We start from the raw sequence: 15,922 nt of genomic DNA on the forward strand, positions 1-15,922 counted from the left end.
ATATTTTTATAATCATAAAAAAACCGAATGAAGAAAGATGACTTCCTAACCATTCGGTTCTTTGGGTGTGTTAAATACTATGTCCCAGCCTCATGTGTCACTGAGAAGCATCATTCTGCCCCTCTCTCTTACCGAGCAGTATACTTTTGTTCTTAGTTTTTAGCTAATTTCGGTGAAAATTTTTGCGGTTCTTCAGCTGGTTCTTCTGCCTGTTTAGAACGTTTAATAAAGAAGGCCAGGATTAATGCTACCGCGGCAATTCCAGTTGCTACTAAGAATGCATCATTAATTCCATCTAGGGTGGATTGCATCATAATCTGCTGCTGCAATTGAGCTGCAGCCTCCCCGGTTGGCTGTACACCGCCGCTTTGCTGTAATGCATCTGCCGCAAGATCTTTTGCATAGTGCTCACTTTGCGTTGTCATGATCGTGACAAGCAATGCTGTACCAATCGCACCTGAAACTTGGTTTAATGTGTTATTCATCGCAGTACCATGCGGGTAAAATTTCGTTGGAAGCTGATTAAGGCCATTGGTTGATACTGGCATCATCACCATCGACATCCCAAGCATGCGCACAGAGTTTAAAATAACCAGCTGTGTATACGTGATATCCATTGTTAAATTACTAAAGAAATATGTTGTGATTACCGTAATTGTTAATCCGATAACGGCCAGAATACGTCCGCCGATTTTGTCGAATAATCTTCCTGTAATTGGTGACATAAAGGCCATCACCAATGCACCCGGCAGCATCATTAAGCCTGCATCTAATGGTGAAATGCCGCGAATCGTTTGTACATAAATAGGAATTAACAGCATACCAGAGAACATCGCCATATTCATTGTCATGGTAATAACAGAAGACAAAGCGAACATTGGGAACTTAAAGACACCAAAATTCAGCATTGGCATAGCTTGTGATCTCTGACGCAGAATAAAGGTTACAAGTGACACAAGACCTACAGCAAGCGGTATGATCACGTGCAGGCTATCCCATCCTTTAGTCCCTGCAGAACTGAATCCATATAAAATACCGCCAAAGCCGGCACTGGATAACACAACAGAGATCAGATCCAGACGAATACTTACTTTTTCTTTCTTATCTTTTAGTAAGAAGAAACCGATCAACAAAACAATGATGGCTATTGGAGTGACAAAGTGGAAAAGCATTCTCCAGTCATAATTCTCAACAATCCAGCCGGATAATGTTGGCCCGATCGCTGGGGCTGCCATAAGGATTAAACCAAAAATCCCCATCGCTGCTCCCCTTTTTTCAATTGGAAAGCTAACAAGCATAACATTCATCAATAATGGCATCATAATAGCCGAACCAGATGCCTGCAGCATTCTTCCTGAAAGCAGAATTGGAAATTCATGTGCAATTCCGCAAATAAGTGTTCCAATTGTAAACAAAGTCATTGCCACAAGGAATAAGCGACGCACTGAATATTTTTGAATTAAGAACGCAGTCATGGGAATCAAGACTCCGTTAACAAGCATAAAGCCTGTCGTTAGCCACTGCACTGTGGTTGGTTCAATTTTTAGATCATCCATTATAGACGGCAAGGCGATATTAAGCAGTGTATTATTTAAAAAAGCAATAAATGCACCAATCATTAAAACTGCAATAATGCCGTACGGAGGCCGTGTAGTCGAATTTTGTTTTTCTTCCATTGTTTTCACCTCTTATTGTACTGTTGGTACATTAATTTGTACCTTTGTTCTATGTCATAGGCAATATCATATAACACCCCATCACTTTATGCAATCAAAACTTCTTCGATTTCCTAAATTTATTTTTTCTGAACTTTATAGGAATTATCCTTCCCCTTTTCCTTTTAAATTGATCTTAAAAAAGTAAAAAAAAGGCTGTTTTTGCAAGATATGACTAAATGCTCCTTTAAAAAGTGATGATTTAAACAGCAATGATTTAGAAAAGAACGAAAAAGAAAAAGGCTGGGACAAAACGAAATTAATCTTTCTAAAACACAAATATAAAACATCTTAGTTTGGGTATTTAAACAAGTCCGTTCCACCTGCGCTGCGGGGTCTTACCTTTTCCTCTATTTCCCTCCGGAGTCGAGAGTCCTCCGCTCCATTACTCTCATATTAATAAAATATATTTTCTAATCATAAAAAAACCGAATGATTAGAAAAATAACTTCCTAACCATTCGGTTCTCTTAGTGTGTTAAATACTTATGTCCCAGCTTTTTTTTCGACTGTCTATTTCAATGCTAATCATTCTGTATACGGTGCACTCTGATAGAAATAATTCGGTTTTTTGATTTTATTTTCATAGGAGGAATGAAAAATATGTGTAGCTGCTGGTGAAATTGGCGGAATGAGCCATGTCCAGTCTCCCGTTACCTCTCTGTTCTGATCTGCTTCTATTTGTTCAAATCGTTTGAACTGCTTTGCAGCCGTATGATGGTCTACTATGCTGACACCATTTTTCTTGTATGAATAAAGGACAGCCGCATTTAATTCAACAAGGGCGCGATCCTTCCATAACGTTGCGTTTAATGCTGTATCCAATCCAAGTAAAGCAGCTACCTTAGGCAAAAGATTGTACCGTTCCTCATCAGCAAAGTTTCTCGCTCCAATTTCTGTGCCCATATACCATCCATTAAATGGAGCTGCACTATACTCAATTCCGCCAATCTCCAATTTCATTTCAGAAATGACGGGAACGGCATACCATTTTAAGCCTAAATCCCGGAAATCCGGATAATCTGGGTGTTCGATCTCTACTTCTTTAATGATTTCAAGCGGCAGTTCCTTCCACTGAGGAGGCTGATCATTGATTTGCACCACAACTGGCAAAAGATCGAACATCCCGTATTGAGGCTTCCAGCCAAGGTCCATGCATTCCTTTGTAAACGCAGCTGAATGAGGATCCCCAATGACTCCTTCCTCTGTTTCATAGCCAGCATAACGGATCAGCTGGTGATTCCAGATTCGAAAGGTCTGATTGTCCTTTTTCTGAGGGAAAATCGTGATTGCCGGTCGAATTCTCCCCTCATTCGTTGCAAATTGAATATGATCGTTCAAGGCTGCAAACATTTCCTCTTCGTTCTTTGTTTGTCTTTTGTCCAAAACGGTTAACTGCTCCCAGAACAATCTCCCAATACAGCGGTTACTGTTACGCCATGCCAGCTTTGCTCCATAAGCCAGCTCTTCAAAGGTATGTTCATATGTTCCAGTTGCTTCAATAATCCTATCAATTTCCCGAATCCGCGCCTCAATCTCTTCAATGCTTTTGCCGAGCTCTTGATAACAGAGCTGTATAAATTCTTTTGCTTCTGTGCTTATATCTAGTTTCAAGAGTGAACCTCCTATTTTCTATTTGGCATTCAATTGCTTTCATTTCGGATTCTTTCTTTATAAAATAAAACTTGCCGAGTGGCAGGCTTGAAAGGCGCACATAGCTCTATGTGCTGCCATTTATAAATTCTGATTGTATAAAAAAAACTGCCTATTCAGCAGTTAAGCAAATGATATAAGTATTAGTAGCATTGGTGGCGGGACCGTCTGGGAATCGAACCCAGCTGACCGCTCACGGCGGTCACAAATAGTTTTGAAGACTACGGAGGACACCAGTACCCCATTCGGCCCCATTTCTAAAGCTGACAATATGTATGATTTTTGAATAATCATTTATTGTTACACTGTAATATGGTACTATTTTTTACGTAATCTTTCAATAGCTAACTCCTTGCTGATTCTATATAAATGTTACATTATGATGAACGCTCAAATGGCAGAATACTTTGAACGCGTCTGAATGGATTCTTGTCTGATAGAGAAACAAGGTTTATAATAGGATCAGAATATTTGGGTGTAGGTGAATATAATGCTTGACGGCTGGTTTTTATGGTTTATTTTATTTTGGATTGTAGTGTTGCTCGGTTCCTTTGCCATTGGCGGTTTTTTTATGTTCCGCAAATTTTTAAAGCGTTTGCCGAAGGAAGATGGCAAGTCTGATATGGATTGGGAAGAGCATTTTGTAAAAGAAACAAAGCATTTATGGAAGCAAGAGGAAAAAGAACTGCTCGAGGATCTAGTCAGCCCTGTTCCAGAATTATTCAGGGATGTAGCACGGCAGAAAATTGCGGGAAAGATTGGCGAGCTTGCTGTGAGAGAGAAAGCAAAAGCTGTTAATCAGGATTTAGTGATTCGAGGCTATATTTTAGCCACACCAAAAAGAGATCACAAATTTCTCCGCAAGAAGCTTGATGAAAGTCGAATCAGTACCGTTCCTTATGAACATTTGTTTTAGCAGATTGAAAGAAAAGTACGGAATAAGTTCCGCGTACGAGGTGAGCACCGTATTGCTTTACGAAAAGTTTGCTCTGCTATATTTTCATAAAAAAATGCTCCAGCAGATGCTGGGGCATTTTTTAGATCTTGAACGTTTACTCATCAGATTGCATTTTTACTTAATAGGATGGTGTTCTGGAGCTTTTTAAAATTAATATACATAGCAATTCGCCACGGCACGATCATTGCAAAAGCTAGAATCCAGAACATGCCTCCAAGCTGACCGACATCAATCGTCGTACTGAGAATAGACTTGGCCACGATTCGGATAACTAGCAGTCCGATCAGGATAAAGATAAATGCTTTAGAGCGAATTAAATATATATCATTTTCCTTAATTTCAAATTTAGATGTTTTAATCAGCAATATAGAGAACAGCATGCCTACGAGGATGGCCTCCAGCATTTCAATGGGCGTTACTCGAAAGTCAGGAAAAATAAACATAAGAGCCCCTGTGCTCATAAACATCGGCGGTAAAATAATTTTTTTAGCGGTTGCTGGTTTTTCAGCAGACTTCATTCGGATAAACATAGCAAAAATGGCCATGAGCACTGCACCTATTGAAGAAGCAACTACCATGTTCATACAAAGACATCCTTTTTTTATGATTTTGACTTCCCTATTATATCGCAACTCATGGAGGGAGTCACCTTTTATGAGGATATTGTTTGGTTTTCATAGTTAATCGGTCTCTATTATAGCGGGGATGTGGATATATAGATGGAGGAATTGCGGTTCATGTGGCATGGATGGCAATTGCAGAGATATTCCTTTTGGTTTTTTTAAAATACCAGAATTCCAAATCTCATAAATAGGCGGAAGAATTCCGTTTAAATCGTAAAATCACTTCAAATGTGCTTAAATAGACGGAGAAATTCCGACTATCTATACGAAAAACATGAATTTGGAAGGGTTTTTTCAATATAAGCGTAAAATCTCCGCTTATTTTGCCCGAAAAAAGCTAAATACTGAAAATAAGCGTAATATCTCCGCTTATTTGAATCGCAAAGAACTCATTTATGAAAATAAGTGCAAAATCTCCGCTTATTTGAATGCAAAGAACTCATTTACGAAAATAAGTGTAAAACATCAGCTTATTTCCTCCACCCGAAATGCGGCTGTTTTCTAAAATAAGTAGAATTTCTCCTCAAATCGCAGCAAAACCAGTCCAAAAAAAATGCTTGGAAACATAAGGTTCCAAGCATTGTCGCTTATTAAATTCAGTGTGAATTACCGTTTGAAGAGCAAGGTTAGTTGAACACAATTCATTCATAACCAAACTCCTTCTTCACCAAATGCAATTTTTCAGCTCAACTTAGTTCAAAACTCTTTCTACCGCATCTAAAACGCGTGACTCGTCAAATGGCTTAACGATAAAATCCTTTGCGCCTGATTCAATTGCTTCGACGATCATTTTCTGCTGCCCCATTGCTGAGCACATTATGATTTTAGCAGAAGGGAATTCCTTCCTAATCTCTCTCATTGCTTCAAGACCGCTCATTTCAGGCATGGTAATGTCCAAAGTTACAAGATCCGGCTGCAGTTCACGGTAAAGTTGAATTGCTTCTAATCCCGTTTCCGCTTCGCCTACAATCTCATACTGCGCCTTTTTTAATATGTTTGAAAGCGTTAGTCTCATAAATTTCGCATCATCCACGATTAAAATTTTTGCCATTGATGTTTCCCCCTCGATACGGCGACGGTAAATTCGGTTTTTATATGTAAAATACAGCTGTCTACTTAAGAATTACATAATCCAATATACCTAATTTATTTCATAATTTCAATTCAAAGCGACCGACAAATTTTGCGAAAAACTTAAGAGCAATAGAAATTGCTTGTATTGTCAGGCATTCTTCCTTGCTTTTAAGAAAATTAAAATCCTTTAAATCCGCCCGTTAAAGCGGTGAAATAGGAAATAATCATGGTCATCCAATCAAAAAATAAGATGACTCCCATTACAATCATGATATATCCGCCGATTTTCATAAATTTCACATTATGTTTTTTAATCCATTGCAGCTTGCCAATAAAAAATGATAGAGCAAAAAATGGAACGGCAAAGCCTAAAGTATAAGCAATCATATAGAAAATACCTGAACTTGGGTTAGCAGCCGCCAATGCAATGACAGAAACAAGAATCGGCCCCATGCAAGGTGTCCATCCTGCTGCAAAAGCAAGACCAATTAAGACAGAGCCGAAATATCCCGCAGGTCTGTTCTTAAATTCAAAGCGTCTTTCCTTCATTAAAAATTCTGGAGTGATAAGTCCCACAATCATTAAACCAAAGATCACAATGAATATCGCGCCAATTTGCCTTATAAGATTATTGTACTCTCTGAAAAATTCCCCGATAAAGGAAGAACTAAAACCAAGTGCGATAAAAATAATAGAAAAGCCAACTAAAAATGCTGCTGTATGCAATAAGCTTCTCTTCTGCAGCATCGCATTGTCATTCTTTAATTCCCCAACAGACATACCGGTTATGTAGGATAAAAAAGCAGGATATAAAGGTAAGCAGCACGGAGAAATAAAACTTAAAAACCCAGCACCGAGGGCAAGAAATAAATTAATATCTGTCATAGTAACAACTCCCGATCATATAGTGACCATGTTTATTCTAGCAAAACAAACAAGAAAAAAGACAGGTTTAAATGTGAACAATTTATGTCATATAGAAAAAATTAGAATCATTGTTCAATATGTAAGCTACCCGTAATTCTAACCTATTATCTAAATAGATGTCCACTATATTTCTATGTTACAAAAACTCAGCAAATGTTACTTTCTTTAGACATCCTAAAGTTTTACAAAAGTTTCTTTTGAATTAATTACCAACATTCGTTATACTAGATAGGAGCTAACATTTTTTGTGACAATTTCTTGAGATTTACATGGGTGGTTTATATGTCTGTATTATTTGTTGAAGGTGAAATTGATATGAAGGGATTTCCAGCCGTGAATAAAAAAGAATTGCTTGCATTAATTGAAAAAAAACGAACAGAATTAATACAAGTAGCTATGTCAAGCGGATTAAACTCTACTGATGCAATCAAGTACAGTCAAGAGCTGGATACCTTATTAAACGAATACAACCGCACCTTTCTAAAAAAAGCGTAGAATGCAGGACACCTTTCAAGGCACCCTGCATTCTTTTTATTTTCTGCCATTTAAGTTCCTACCGCATCCTCAACGACTTCCACAGAACCATTCTGCAATAAATACATCTTATGATACAGCCCTTTTTGAGCCAGCAATTCCTGATGGCTCCCTCTTTCGACAATTTCCCCCTGATGAAGAACCAGTATTTGCTCAGCATCTTGAATCGTTGATAACCGATGAGCAATCGCAATCGTCGTTCTGCCTTTTCGCATCTTATTTAATGCAAACTGGATCGCCTCTTCTGTCTCAGTATCAATATTAGCCGTCGCCTCATCGAGAACCAAAACTTTTGGATTTGAAGCAATGGTTCTGGCAAAAGCTATTAACTGGCGCTGTCCGCTAGAAAAGGTTGAACCTCTTTCCACGACTTTATGTTCATATTGGTCTTCCAACTGCTGAATGAAATGATGAGCCTGAACAAATTCTGCTGATTGTTTCATTTCTTCATCTGAAAGATCCTCGTTATAAAGCCTAATATTATCCTTAATCGTTCCATAGAAAAGAAACGGGTCCTGCAGAACGAGTCCCAGCTTTTTGCGGAGCTCTTCTTTGCCATACTGTTTAATCGATTGTCCATCAATTAAAATATCGCCGCGCTCATATTCATAAAATCTCATCATCATATTAATGATGGAACTCTTTCCGCTTCCAGTATGTCCGACGAGAGCCACCGTTTCTCCTGGTTTAGCTTTGAAGCTGATATTTTTTAAGACATCCCTTTTTCCATCATATGAAAATGAAACATTGCGGAATTCAATTTCTCCCTCTGCTATTTGCAGCCCATTATTTTCAGGCTGATTTGGAGCCAATTCAGATTCATCAAGTAGCTTAAAAGCGCGTGAGGCTGCAATAATTGCCTGCTGATACATTGATAATCGCTGCATAATATTATTTACCGGCTCAAAAAAGCGATCCAGGTAACTGACAAATGCATAAATGATCCCTATTTCGACAGGACTATTTAAGGAATCAAAGCCGAAAAAGCTTAAAACAATTATTAAAGCGAGCACATAGACAAGATCAATGGCCGGCCGCAGCAGCAATCCGTCCATTTTAATGTTGCGTATCCCTGCTTTATAGTGCGCTTCATTTATTTCGTCAAATTCATCTCGCATTCTATTTTCTTGGCGAAACACTTGAATAATCGCCATTCCCTGCAGTGATTCACTTAGCTTTGCATTCAGCTGGCTCAAGCGTTCACGCAGATCCTGGTAAAACACCGAGCTGTATTTTCTGTAAGCGGCCATAATAATAAAAATGAGCGGCAAAATAACTAAGCAGAATAAGGCAAGCTTCACATTCAGGATAAACATTGCGGTAAAAATACCGATTAATAAAAAACCGCCTTGGATAAAAGTAACCAGGACACTGACAAACATCTCTTTGATTGCTTCCGTATCATTGGTAACTCGGGAGACAATGCTGCCGGCAGGTGTTTTATCAAAATATTTTAAACCGAGCGCCTGTACCTTTGTAAAGACATCAATTCTCAGCTGCTGAATAATTTTTAATGCGATTTCCTGGAATTTTAACAGCTGAAAATAGGAAACGATCAAGTTCGTAACTTGAATCCCTATATAGGCTGCACCAAGCATGATCAACGGTCCTGCAATCAGATTCTCCGGCCGTAAATAGTCATCAATGAAAATACTGACAAGGATCGGTCCTAGTATATCTCCTATTGTTGTAATCAAAAGGAGGCTGAAGGCAAGTAAGATCGTTTTTTTATGCGGTTTTGTATAGGATAATAGACGAAATAAGATCGTTCTCTGCTCTTTACCCGTTATAACTGGTGTTTTTTCCATTTCGCTACCCTCCGTACTCCACAAGTTCTTCTAATTGCTGACGTAAAAACATGGATTTATACCAGCCTTCTGTTGCCATTAGCTCTTCATGTGTTCCACGCTGTATGATCGTTCCGCCGTCCAATACGATAATAAGATCGGCATGCTGAATAGCACTTAACCGATGCGCTGTAATGATCGTGGTTTTATTCTCTCTTTCTTCCTTTAAGGAGCTCAATATCGCTTCTTCCGTCTTAGCATCCACCGCTGATAAGCTATCATCTAATACAAGGACTTCATGATTCATCAGGAGTGCCCTTGCGATCGAAATTCGCTGCTTTTGTCCTCCAGAGAGTGAAACGCCCCGTTCCCCAACGACCGTTTCATATCCGTCTGTAAATTGGAGGATATCTTCATGAATATGTGATAGCCTTGCAGCATCATAGATTCGCTCAGTATCTATTTGGGGACTTGTAAACGCAATATTTTGGGCAACCGTACTGGAGAATAGAAAGTGTTCTTGCGGAACATAGCCAATGGCTGCCCGCAGGCTGTCTAGTTTGTATTTTTTAATCGATAGGCCGTTAAAGAGAATATCGCTTTTTTCTCCTTCAAACTCACGTGTTAATAGCTTTAATAGCGTTGTTTTCCCTGCACCCGTTTTTCCGACAATCCCGAGAGTTTGCCCTTTTTTCAATTCAAAGCGGATATCTGTTAAGACAGGAGCATTTGCTCCGGGATATGTATATGAATCAATCTGGTACATTAGGTCTCCGCTAGGAACGTCGGTGCTGGCATATGAATCTTCTTGAATATCCACTTTCTCTGCTAGTAACAACCTGACCCGATCATATGAGGCTCTTCCCCTCTCGACAATATTAAACAGCCAGCCGAACGCGAGCATGGGCCATACCAAAAGACTCAAATACGTTGTAAAAGAAACAAGCTCACCAATTGTAATTTCGCCTGCAAGAACAAACCGTGCTCCAAAAGCAATGGATAGAAAAAAAGACACACCAACAATTATGCTGATTGTCGGATCGAATAAGGCATCCACTTTTGCTACTGAAACATTCTTGTTCACAACATCTTCAGACTGTTTTCGGAAATCTTCAATATCTTCCTTTTCCTGGCCAAACGTCTTAATGACCTTGATTCCAGAAATGCTCTCCTGGGTTTTATCATTTAAATCTGAAAATGCCTCCTGTGCTTTATGGAAACGTTTATGAAGCAATGTCCCATACCAGCTCGTAAGAATGGCCATCAGCGGCATCGGAATGAGAGCAATTAGCGTGAGCTTCCAGCTGATCGTTGCCGCCATAGCGATAATCACGGCTCCCCCAGTTGCCAAAGAATCAACTAATGTTAATACTCCTGCACCTGCAGTTTGCTGAATAGCTGATAAATCATTGGTAGCATGCGCCATTAAATCACCGACACGTTTTTTTTGATAAAATGCTTGCGACATCTTGGTGAAATGGTGATAAAGATTGTTCCGAAGCAACCTCGCCAGCTTAACGGAAGAGCCAAAAATCATAATCCGCCAAAAATAACGAAGCACATACATGGCAATGGCACATGACACCAAAACCCCAATCCAAAAAAAGATCGTTTGCGCTGTCAGCGTGTTATCAATAATATGATCAACAAAAATACCAACAATTCGAGGCGGAATCAGCTGAAGAACCGCCACAAACAAAAGCAGGAAAATCCCTGTTATATATGCCTTCTTTTCTTGTTTAAAAAACCACATTAAATCCGCAAATACCCTCATATGTTGTCCTCCACGTTCTTCCATAATAACCAATTCAGTTTATCAAATATTTAAAAAATAAGGAAGATTTAATTTTAGCATATAAGAACAGAATGAAACCTTTTTCGTATTCACCCGTATGATATGACATGAAGTGATTTAAGAAAGGATGCGGGAAAATTGAAACGACTACTACAACTACTATTCATTAGTATGTTAGCTGCGGTTATAAGCGGATGTTCTTTTTTAGGAGAAGTGAATAATTCATTAGACTATATAAATGAAACAACTGCTCATGTAGAGACACTAAACAAGTTTGCAGAGGAAGCACCTGAACTTATTCAAGAGGCCGTAACAGATCCAGCTGTTCACGCAGAACTTGAAGAACAGCTGCTGCATGTAAAAACAGAAATCGAAGAATTTATTCAGCTTACAGATATTCCTTCCCTAGCAGAAGATCTTCACGCAGAATTTGTTCAACAGAACGAAGCGTTATTAACAGAAATTAATAACCTTCTGGAAAATGGTCATCTTGTAATGAACAATATTGAAAACTCTGAGCTCTTCACTACCATTCAAGAAGCGAACGAACTTTTTAACAGGATTGAAAATTTAGGACTATAAGAAAAATCACTCCAGTTTATAGGGGGCTTTATGTTTAGTTTTCATACTTTTAAAGATAAACGTTATTGGATTCTTTTGGTTCCGTATTTACTTGTTATAATAGGAATCATTATATTTGGTTCAAGTTATTTCGTAGGACGGCCATTAATGGCACCAGTCTTTCTGCTTGTAAGTGCAACCCTTTTTTGGGGAACATACCATTTATGGAAATATATTGGGGATCGAAAAGGGAATCGTTGAATTAGGTTTATACTTCAATCACCTTTTGAGAATGTTAAATAAATCCTATAATCTTAAGAAGATCATACGAGAAAGACGAACAGACATTGAACTGTTCGTCTTTTTATATTTTTCGACTTTCATTTGTGTTTTAAAAGATTTACCTAGTTAGCTAACTGGTTTGAGTTATGTATCTTCCCTCCATCTACTGACCCGCTGACGTCTCAGCTTCTTACCTGACATATTTCGGAACTTAGTTCTGACACCTTCGCAACAAAAGCAACTCGGAACGCTTTTTCAGAGCATGGTTGTGAGCGTTTCGGAATCCTTTATTTCTCAACTGAACGGCGAATGGTTCAGGATATTTACTTCCAAACTGGGTTAGGATCATTTCGTCCTCCATTATTACGGAACTTGGTTGTGAGGATTTCGAAACCTTCAATATCACAATGCAGCTGTAAGGTCTCTGACCTTTGCTTCCGAATTTGGTTTTGACTGCTCGGACCCTCTTATTCGGAACTTGGTTGCGAGTGTTTCGAAACCTTCGATATCACAGCTTACCTTCGATGTCTCTGAACATTTACTTTTGTATTTGGTTTTGACAGCTTCGGAACCCCTTTATTACGGAACTTGGCTGCGAGCACTTCGAACCCTTGATTTCACAAATAAGCTGCAAGCTTTCTGAACTTTTGCTTCCGAATTTGGTTTGGACGGTTCGGGCCCTCTTATTCGGAACTTGGTTGCGAGTGTTTCGAAGCCTGGTGCAAACAGCCCGCCACTGCTATTTCCTAATAAACGCATAAAAGACCACTTCCCCTGCCAATGTTCCAGCAGAAGTAGTAGCCTTTAAGCGCGAAATATGAAAATTTAGCAGGTGATGAAAGAATAACGATAAAGAACGATCATACATCTTTAGCAAAACTCTTATTTGCCATCATTTCATTTAAAAGATCATATGCTTAAGCAAGGTAGTGTTATTTCCCTTGTTGTTTGTTCATCGCATTCATCATTTGATTGATTTTCTTTTGTGATGGTTTCATACCCATTTGCATCATCATCATTTTAAGCATTTGTTCGTTAATTGGTGGATTTTTCTTTAGATAGCTCATCATATAGCGGCGAGCTATGAAAAACCCTAGTGCCACACCTGCAAGCAATGCAAGTACGCCAACTAGAATATACATACCCATCTTTCTTCCTCCTTCGTGTTGTCTATCATACAGTGTACTAGACCAAAGGTTATTATACAATATTTGCTCTTATTTTTCTCTTATTTAGACGAATTTTCTTTCTTTTATCGGCTTGAGCCATCCATAGCGAATGTGTTCCATATCTATGGCAAGAAAAGAGCCCTCGTATTTCCGCAGGATTTCAAAAAACATCGTCTCAGAATCATAGTTTCCCTTGGCTTTTATTGAGATATAACGATCATGAATTTGCAAGACTGCACTGCTTTTTTTCCCATTAATGATATAATCCCCAGATTTGTCCATTTTAAAATTTAATTTTTGCTGCATTTCAGAATGAATATTCTGATGCAAACGCAGGCCAGGAATTGGTTTTGTAATGAACTGAATTTGTTTGGCAATGATCTTGTTTAACAACCCTTCAGAGGTTTCGTATTCCTCAAATAATTCATAGAACATTCTTTCACGACCAAAATAGTGTGTAGCAAATTCGTCTTCTATTAGATATATTTGATAATCTCTCATAAGGCCCTCCTTATGGGACAACCCTTTTTGAGCTATTATATCTGTTTGTCAATAAATATCCTGTCTGAAAACGTCGCAAAATTCCACTATTTTTGTCGAAGCATGATTATTAAAAAGGTACGATCAAAAGAAAGAGCACTCTTCATTTAAGTGCTCTTTCTTAGTTGTCTGTTATTTATTAGTTTTGCAGCAGTGCTTTTACTCGAGCTACTACATTTGAAACGGTAAAGCCGTATTCTTCCATAATTTTTTCACCTGGAGCAGATGCACCAAATTGATCAATGGCAAGAACATCACCCTCATCGCCAGTATAGCGATGCCAGCCTAGTGAAGATCCCATTTCAATAGCTAAACGCTTTTTCACTGTCTTAGGGATGACGCTTTCTTTGTATTCTTTCGTTTGTGCTTCAAATCGATCCCATGCAGGCAAGCTGACAACAGAAGCAAAAATGCCTTCGTTTTCTAAAGCCTTTTGAGCTTCCACAGCTAATCCTACTTCTGAACCGGCAGCCAATAATAGAACGTCTGCCTTATCATGATTCGCTTTAGAGATAACATAGCCGCCTTTTGAGACACCCTCATAAGCGTTTTGATCTGTGCCTGCAATTGTCGGTAAATTTTGACGTGTCAGCACTAGAGCAGTTGGCTTGTTAGTTGATTGGATGGCAAGCTTCCATGCTGCTGCTGTTTCATTGCCATCGGCTGGGCGAATGACAGAAAGATTCGGCATTGCACGCAGTGCTGCTAGCTGCTCTACAGGTTCATGTGTAGGTCCGTCTTCTCCAACCGCGATACTGTCATGTGTAAATACATAAGTGACAGGCAAATTCATAAGGGCAGCAAGACGAATAGCTGGTCTTAAGTAATCAGAGAAAACAAAGAATGTGCCTCCAAAAACTTTAACTCCCCCGTGAAGCGCCATTCCATTTAAGGCAGCACCCATTGCAAACTCACGCACACCAAACCATATGTTACGACCTTCAAAGGATTCTGGAGTAAAATCCCCTGTTCCTTTAATCATCGTCTTATTCGATCCAGCTAAGTCAGCGGAACCGCCGAAGAAGCTTGGAAGTTTCTGTGCAATTGCATTTAGTACCTCACCAGATGAAGCACGGCTTGCAAGGCTTTTGCCCTCTTCATAAACTGGTACATCTTGATCCCAGCCTTCAGGAAGTTCATTATTGATCGCCAATTGAAGCTGGCTTCCTAGCTCTGGATACTTCTCTTTATAAGCAGCAAATAAATCATTCCATTCCTGCTCTTTTTTCTGGCCGTGTTCTGCTACTGCTGCTTTAAAATGCTCATACACTTCCTCAGGAACGTGGAAATCTTGTTCGAATGTCCATTTATAAGCTTCTTTTGTTAATTTAAGTTCGTCTGCTCCAAGAGGTGCACCGTGCACATCTGACTTACCTGATTTATTCGGCGAACCAAATCCAATAACCGTTTTCACTTCGATCATTGTTGGACGGTTTTCATCACTTATCGCTTCTTCAAGTGCCTTAGCGATTTCATGAAGGTCATTGCCATCATTTACACGAATGTATTGCCAGCCGTACGATTTGAAGCGCTGCTCTACACTTTCAGAGAATGAACGATCCAAGTCTCCATCCAATGAAATATCATTTGAATCATAAAGGACAACGAGTTTGCCTAATTTCAGGTGACCTGCAAGTGAGGCAGCTTCAGCTGAGACACCCTCCATTAAATCTCCATCGCCGCAAATGCTATATGTATGGTGATCTACTACGTTAAAACCTTCTTTGTTATAAACAGCAGCCATATGGCGTTCTGCCATTGCCATTCCCACTGCCATAGCTACACCTTGTCCAAGCGGACCTGTTGTTGCATCTACTCCTGGTGTATGACCAAATTCCGGGTGACCTGGCGTTTTGCTTCCCCACTGTCTGAATTGTTTAATGTCTTCCATTGAGACATCATAGCCAGATAAATGCAAAAGACTGTAAAGCAGCATGGATCCATGTCCAGCAGATAATACAAACCGGTCACGATCAAACCATTTTGGATTTTTAGGATTATGATTCATGAAACGAGTCCATAATGTATAAGCCATTGGTGCAGCACCCATCGGCATTCCAGGGTGACCGGAGTTTGCTTTCTCAATCGCATCAATGGATAAAGTTCGAATAGAACTAATTGATAAAGCATCTGTTTGATTAAACATAAATTACATCCTTTCGAGAGAAATATCTTCTCTTTTAATATATAGACAATCAAGAGGTAAGACAACTAATAGCAACAAAAAACACACGATATTTCCTATTTTGTCACATTAGAACATTCATTATGTAGCAGGAAAGACAAAGGTTCGTCATTTCCTTTG

At 39.1% G+C, this 15,922-nt stretch carries 14 protein-coding genes and 1 tRNA gene; 4 read left to right on the forward strand and 11 right to left on the reverse strand.

Annotated elements, in window-relative coordinates:
- Positions 1-152: 152 nt before the first annotated feature.
- From B7E07_RS13325 to B7E07_RS23785, 3 genes are all read right to left on the reverse strand, one after another.
- Positions 153-1,676 carry a DHA2 family efflux MFS transporter permease subunit gene (locus B7E07_RS13325; protein WP_080846325.1) on the reverse strand — a complete coding sequence of 508 codons (1,524 nt, stop codon included), beginning with the start codon at positions 1,674-1,676 and terminating at the stop codon, positions 153-155.
- Positions 1,677-2,242: 566 nt separating this feature from the next.
- A complete protein-coding gene (locus tag B7E07_RS13330; RefSeq protein WP_080846326.1) occupies positions 2,243-3,328 on the reverse strand; it encodes a nitric oxide synthase oxygenase in 1,086 nt (361 codons plus the stop codon).
- A 195-nt stretch (positions 3,329-3,523) separates the two neighbouring features.
- A tRNA-Sec gene (locus B7E07_RS23785) sits at positions 3,524-3,620 on the reverse strand.
- A gap of 237 nt (positions 3,621-3,857) precedes the next feature.
- Here B7E07_RS23785 and B7E07_RS13335 point away from each other — a divergent pair.
- A complete protein-coding gene (locus B7E07_RS13335; RefSeq protein ID WP_080846327.1) occupies positions 3,858-4,283 on the forward strand; it encodes a DUF2621 domain-containing protein in 426 nt (141 codons plus the stop codon).
- A gap of 143 nt (positions 4,284-4,426) precedes the next feature.
- On the opposite strand, the gene B7E07_RS13340 is transcribed toward B7E07_RS13335, so the two are convergent.
- The 3 genes from B7E07_RS13340 to B7E07_RS13355 form a co-directional block, all read right to left on the reverse strand.
- Positions 4,427-4,909 carry a CcdC family protein gene (locus B7E07_RS13340; protein ID WP_080846328.1) on the reverse strand — a complete coding sequence of 161 codons (483 nt, stop codon included), beginning with the start codon at positions 4,907-4,909 and terminating at the stop codon, positions 4,427-4,429.
- Between the two features lie 730 nt (positions 4,910-5,639).
- Positions 5,640-5,999: a response regulator gene (locus B7E07_RS13350; RefSeq protein WP_080846330.1), complete on the reverse strand. Its 360-nt coding sequence runs from the start codon at positions 5,997-5,999 to the stop codon at positions 5,640-5,642.
- Between the two features lie 200 nt (positions 6,000-6,199).
- The gene (locus B7E07_RS13355; RefSeq protein WP_080846331.1) at positions 6,200-6,907 is read right to left on the reverse strand and encodes a cytochrome c biogenesis CcdA family protein; all 708 of its coding nucleotides are present in this window, start codon (positions 6,905-6,907) and stop codon (positions 6,200-6,202) included.
- A 324-nt stretch (positions 6,908-7,231) separates the two neighbouring features.
- On the opposite strand from B7E07_RS13355, the gene B7E07_RS13360 reads away from it, so the two are divergent.
- Positions 7,232-7,444, forward strand: a complete 213-nt coding sequence (locus tag B7E07_RS13360) for a Spo0E family sporulation regulatory protein-aspartic acid phosphatase (protein ID WP_373886055.1) — start codon at positions 7,232-7,234, stop codon at positions 7,442-7,444.
- A 50-nt stretch (positions 7,445-7,494) separates the two neighbouring features.
- Here B7E07_RS13360 and B7E07_RS13365 read toward each other — a convergent pair whose 3' ends face one another.
- Complete coding sequence (locus B7E07_RS13365; RefSeq protein WP_080846332.1) at positions 7,495-9,291, reverse strand: ABC transporter ATP-binding protein; 1,797 nt, start codon at positions 9,289-9,291, stop codon at positions 7,495-7,497.
- A gap of 4 nt (positions 9,292-9,295) precedes the next feature.
- Positions 9,296-11,044 (reverse strand): ABC transporter transmembrane domain-containing protein, encoded by a 1,749-nt coding sequence (locus B7E07_RS13370; protein WP_080846333.1) that lies wholly within the window; start codon positions 11,042-11,044, stop codon positions 9,296-9,298.
- 159 nt (positions 11,045-11,203) lie between these two features.
- Between B7E07_RS13370 and B7E07_RS13375 the strand changes: the two genes are divergently transcribed.
- Positions 11,204-11,647 (forward strand): DUF6376 family protein, encoded by a 444-nt coding sequence (locus B7E07_RS13375; RefSeq protein WP_139785637.1) that lies wholly within the window; start codon positions 11,204-11,206, stop codon positions 11,645-11,647.
- Positions 11,648-11,677: 30 nt separating this feature from the next.
- Complete coding sequence (locus tag B7E07_RS13380; RefSeq protein WP_080846334.1) at positions 11,678-11,887, forward strand: hypothetical protein; 210 nt, start codon at positions 11,678-11,680, stop codon at positions 11,885-11,887.
- A gap of 953 nt (positions 11,888-12,840) precedes the next feature.
- Here the strand turns inward: B7E07_RS13380 and B7E07_RS13390 are convergent.
- From B7E07_RS13390 to tkt, 3 genes are all read right to left on the reverse strand, one after another.
- Positions 12,841-13,056, reverse strand: a complete 216-nt coding sequence (locus B7E07_RS13390) for a YneF family protein (RefSeq protein WP_080846336.1) — start codon at positions 13,054-13,056, stop codon at positions 12,841-12,843.
- Positions 13,057-13,140: 84 nt separating this feature from the next.
- Positions 13,141-13,578, reverse strand: a complete 438-nt coding sequence (sirA, locus tag B7E07_RS13395) for a sporulation inhibitor of replication protein SirA (protein WP_080846337.1) — start codon at positions 13,576-13,578, stop codon at positions 13,141-13,143.
- A gap of 178 nt (positions 13,579-13,756) precedes the next feature.
- On the reverse strand, positions 13,757-15,763 hold the full coding sequence (gene tkt / locus B7E07_RS13400; protein ID WP_080846338.1) for a transketolase: 2,007 nt from the start codon (positions 15,761-15,763) through the stop codon (positions 13,757-13,759).
- Between the last annotated feature and the right edge of the window lie 159 nt (positions 15,764-15,922).

The organism is Cytobacillus gottheilii (genome assembly GCF_900166665.1).
Classification (GTDB): Bacteria; Bacillota; Bacilli; order Bacillales; family Cytobacillaceae; genus Cytobacillus; species Cytobacillus gottheilii_A.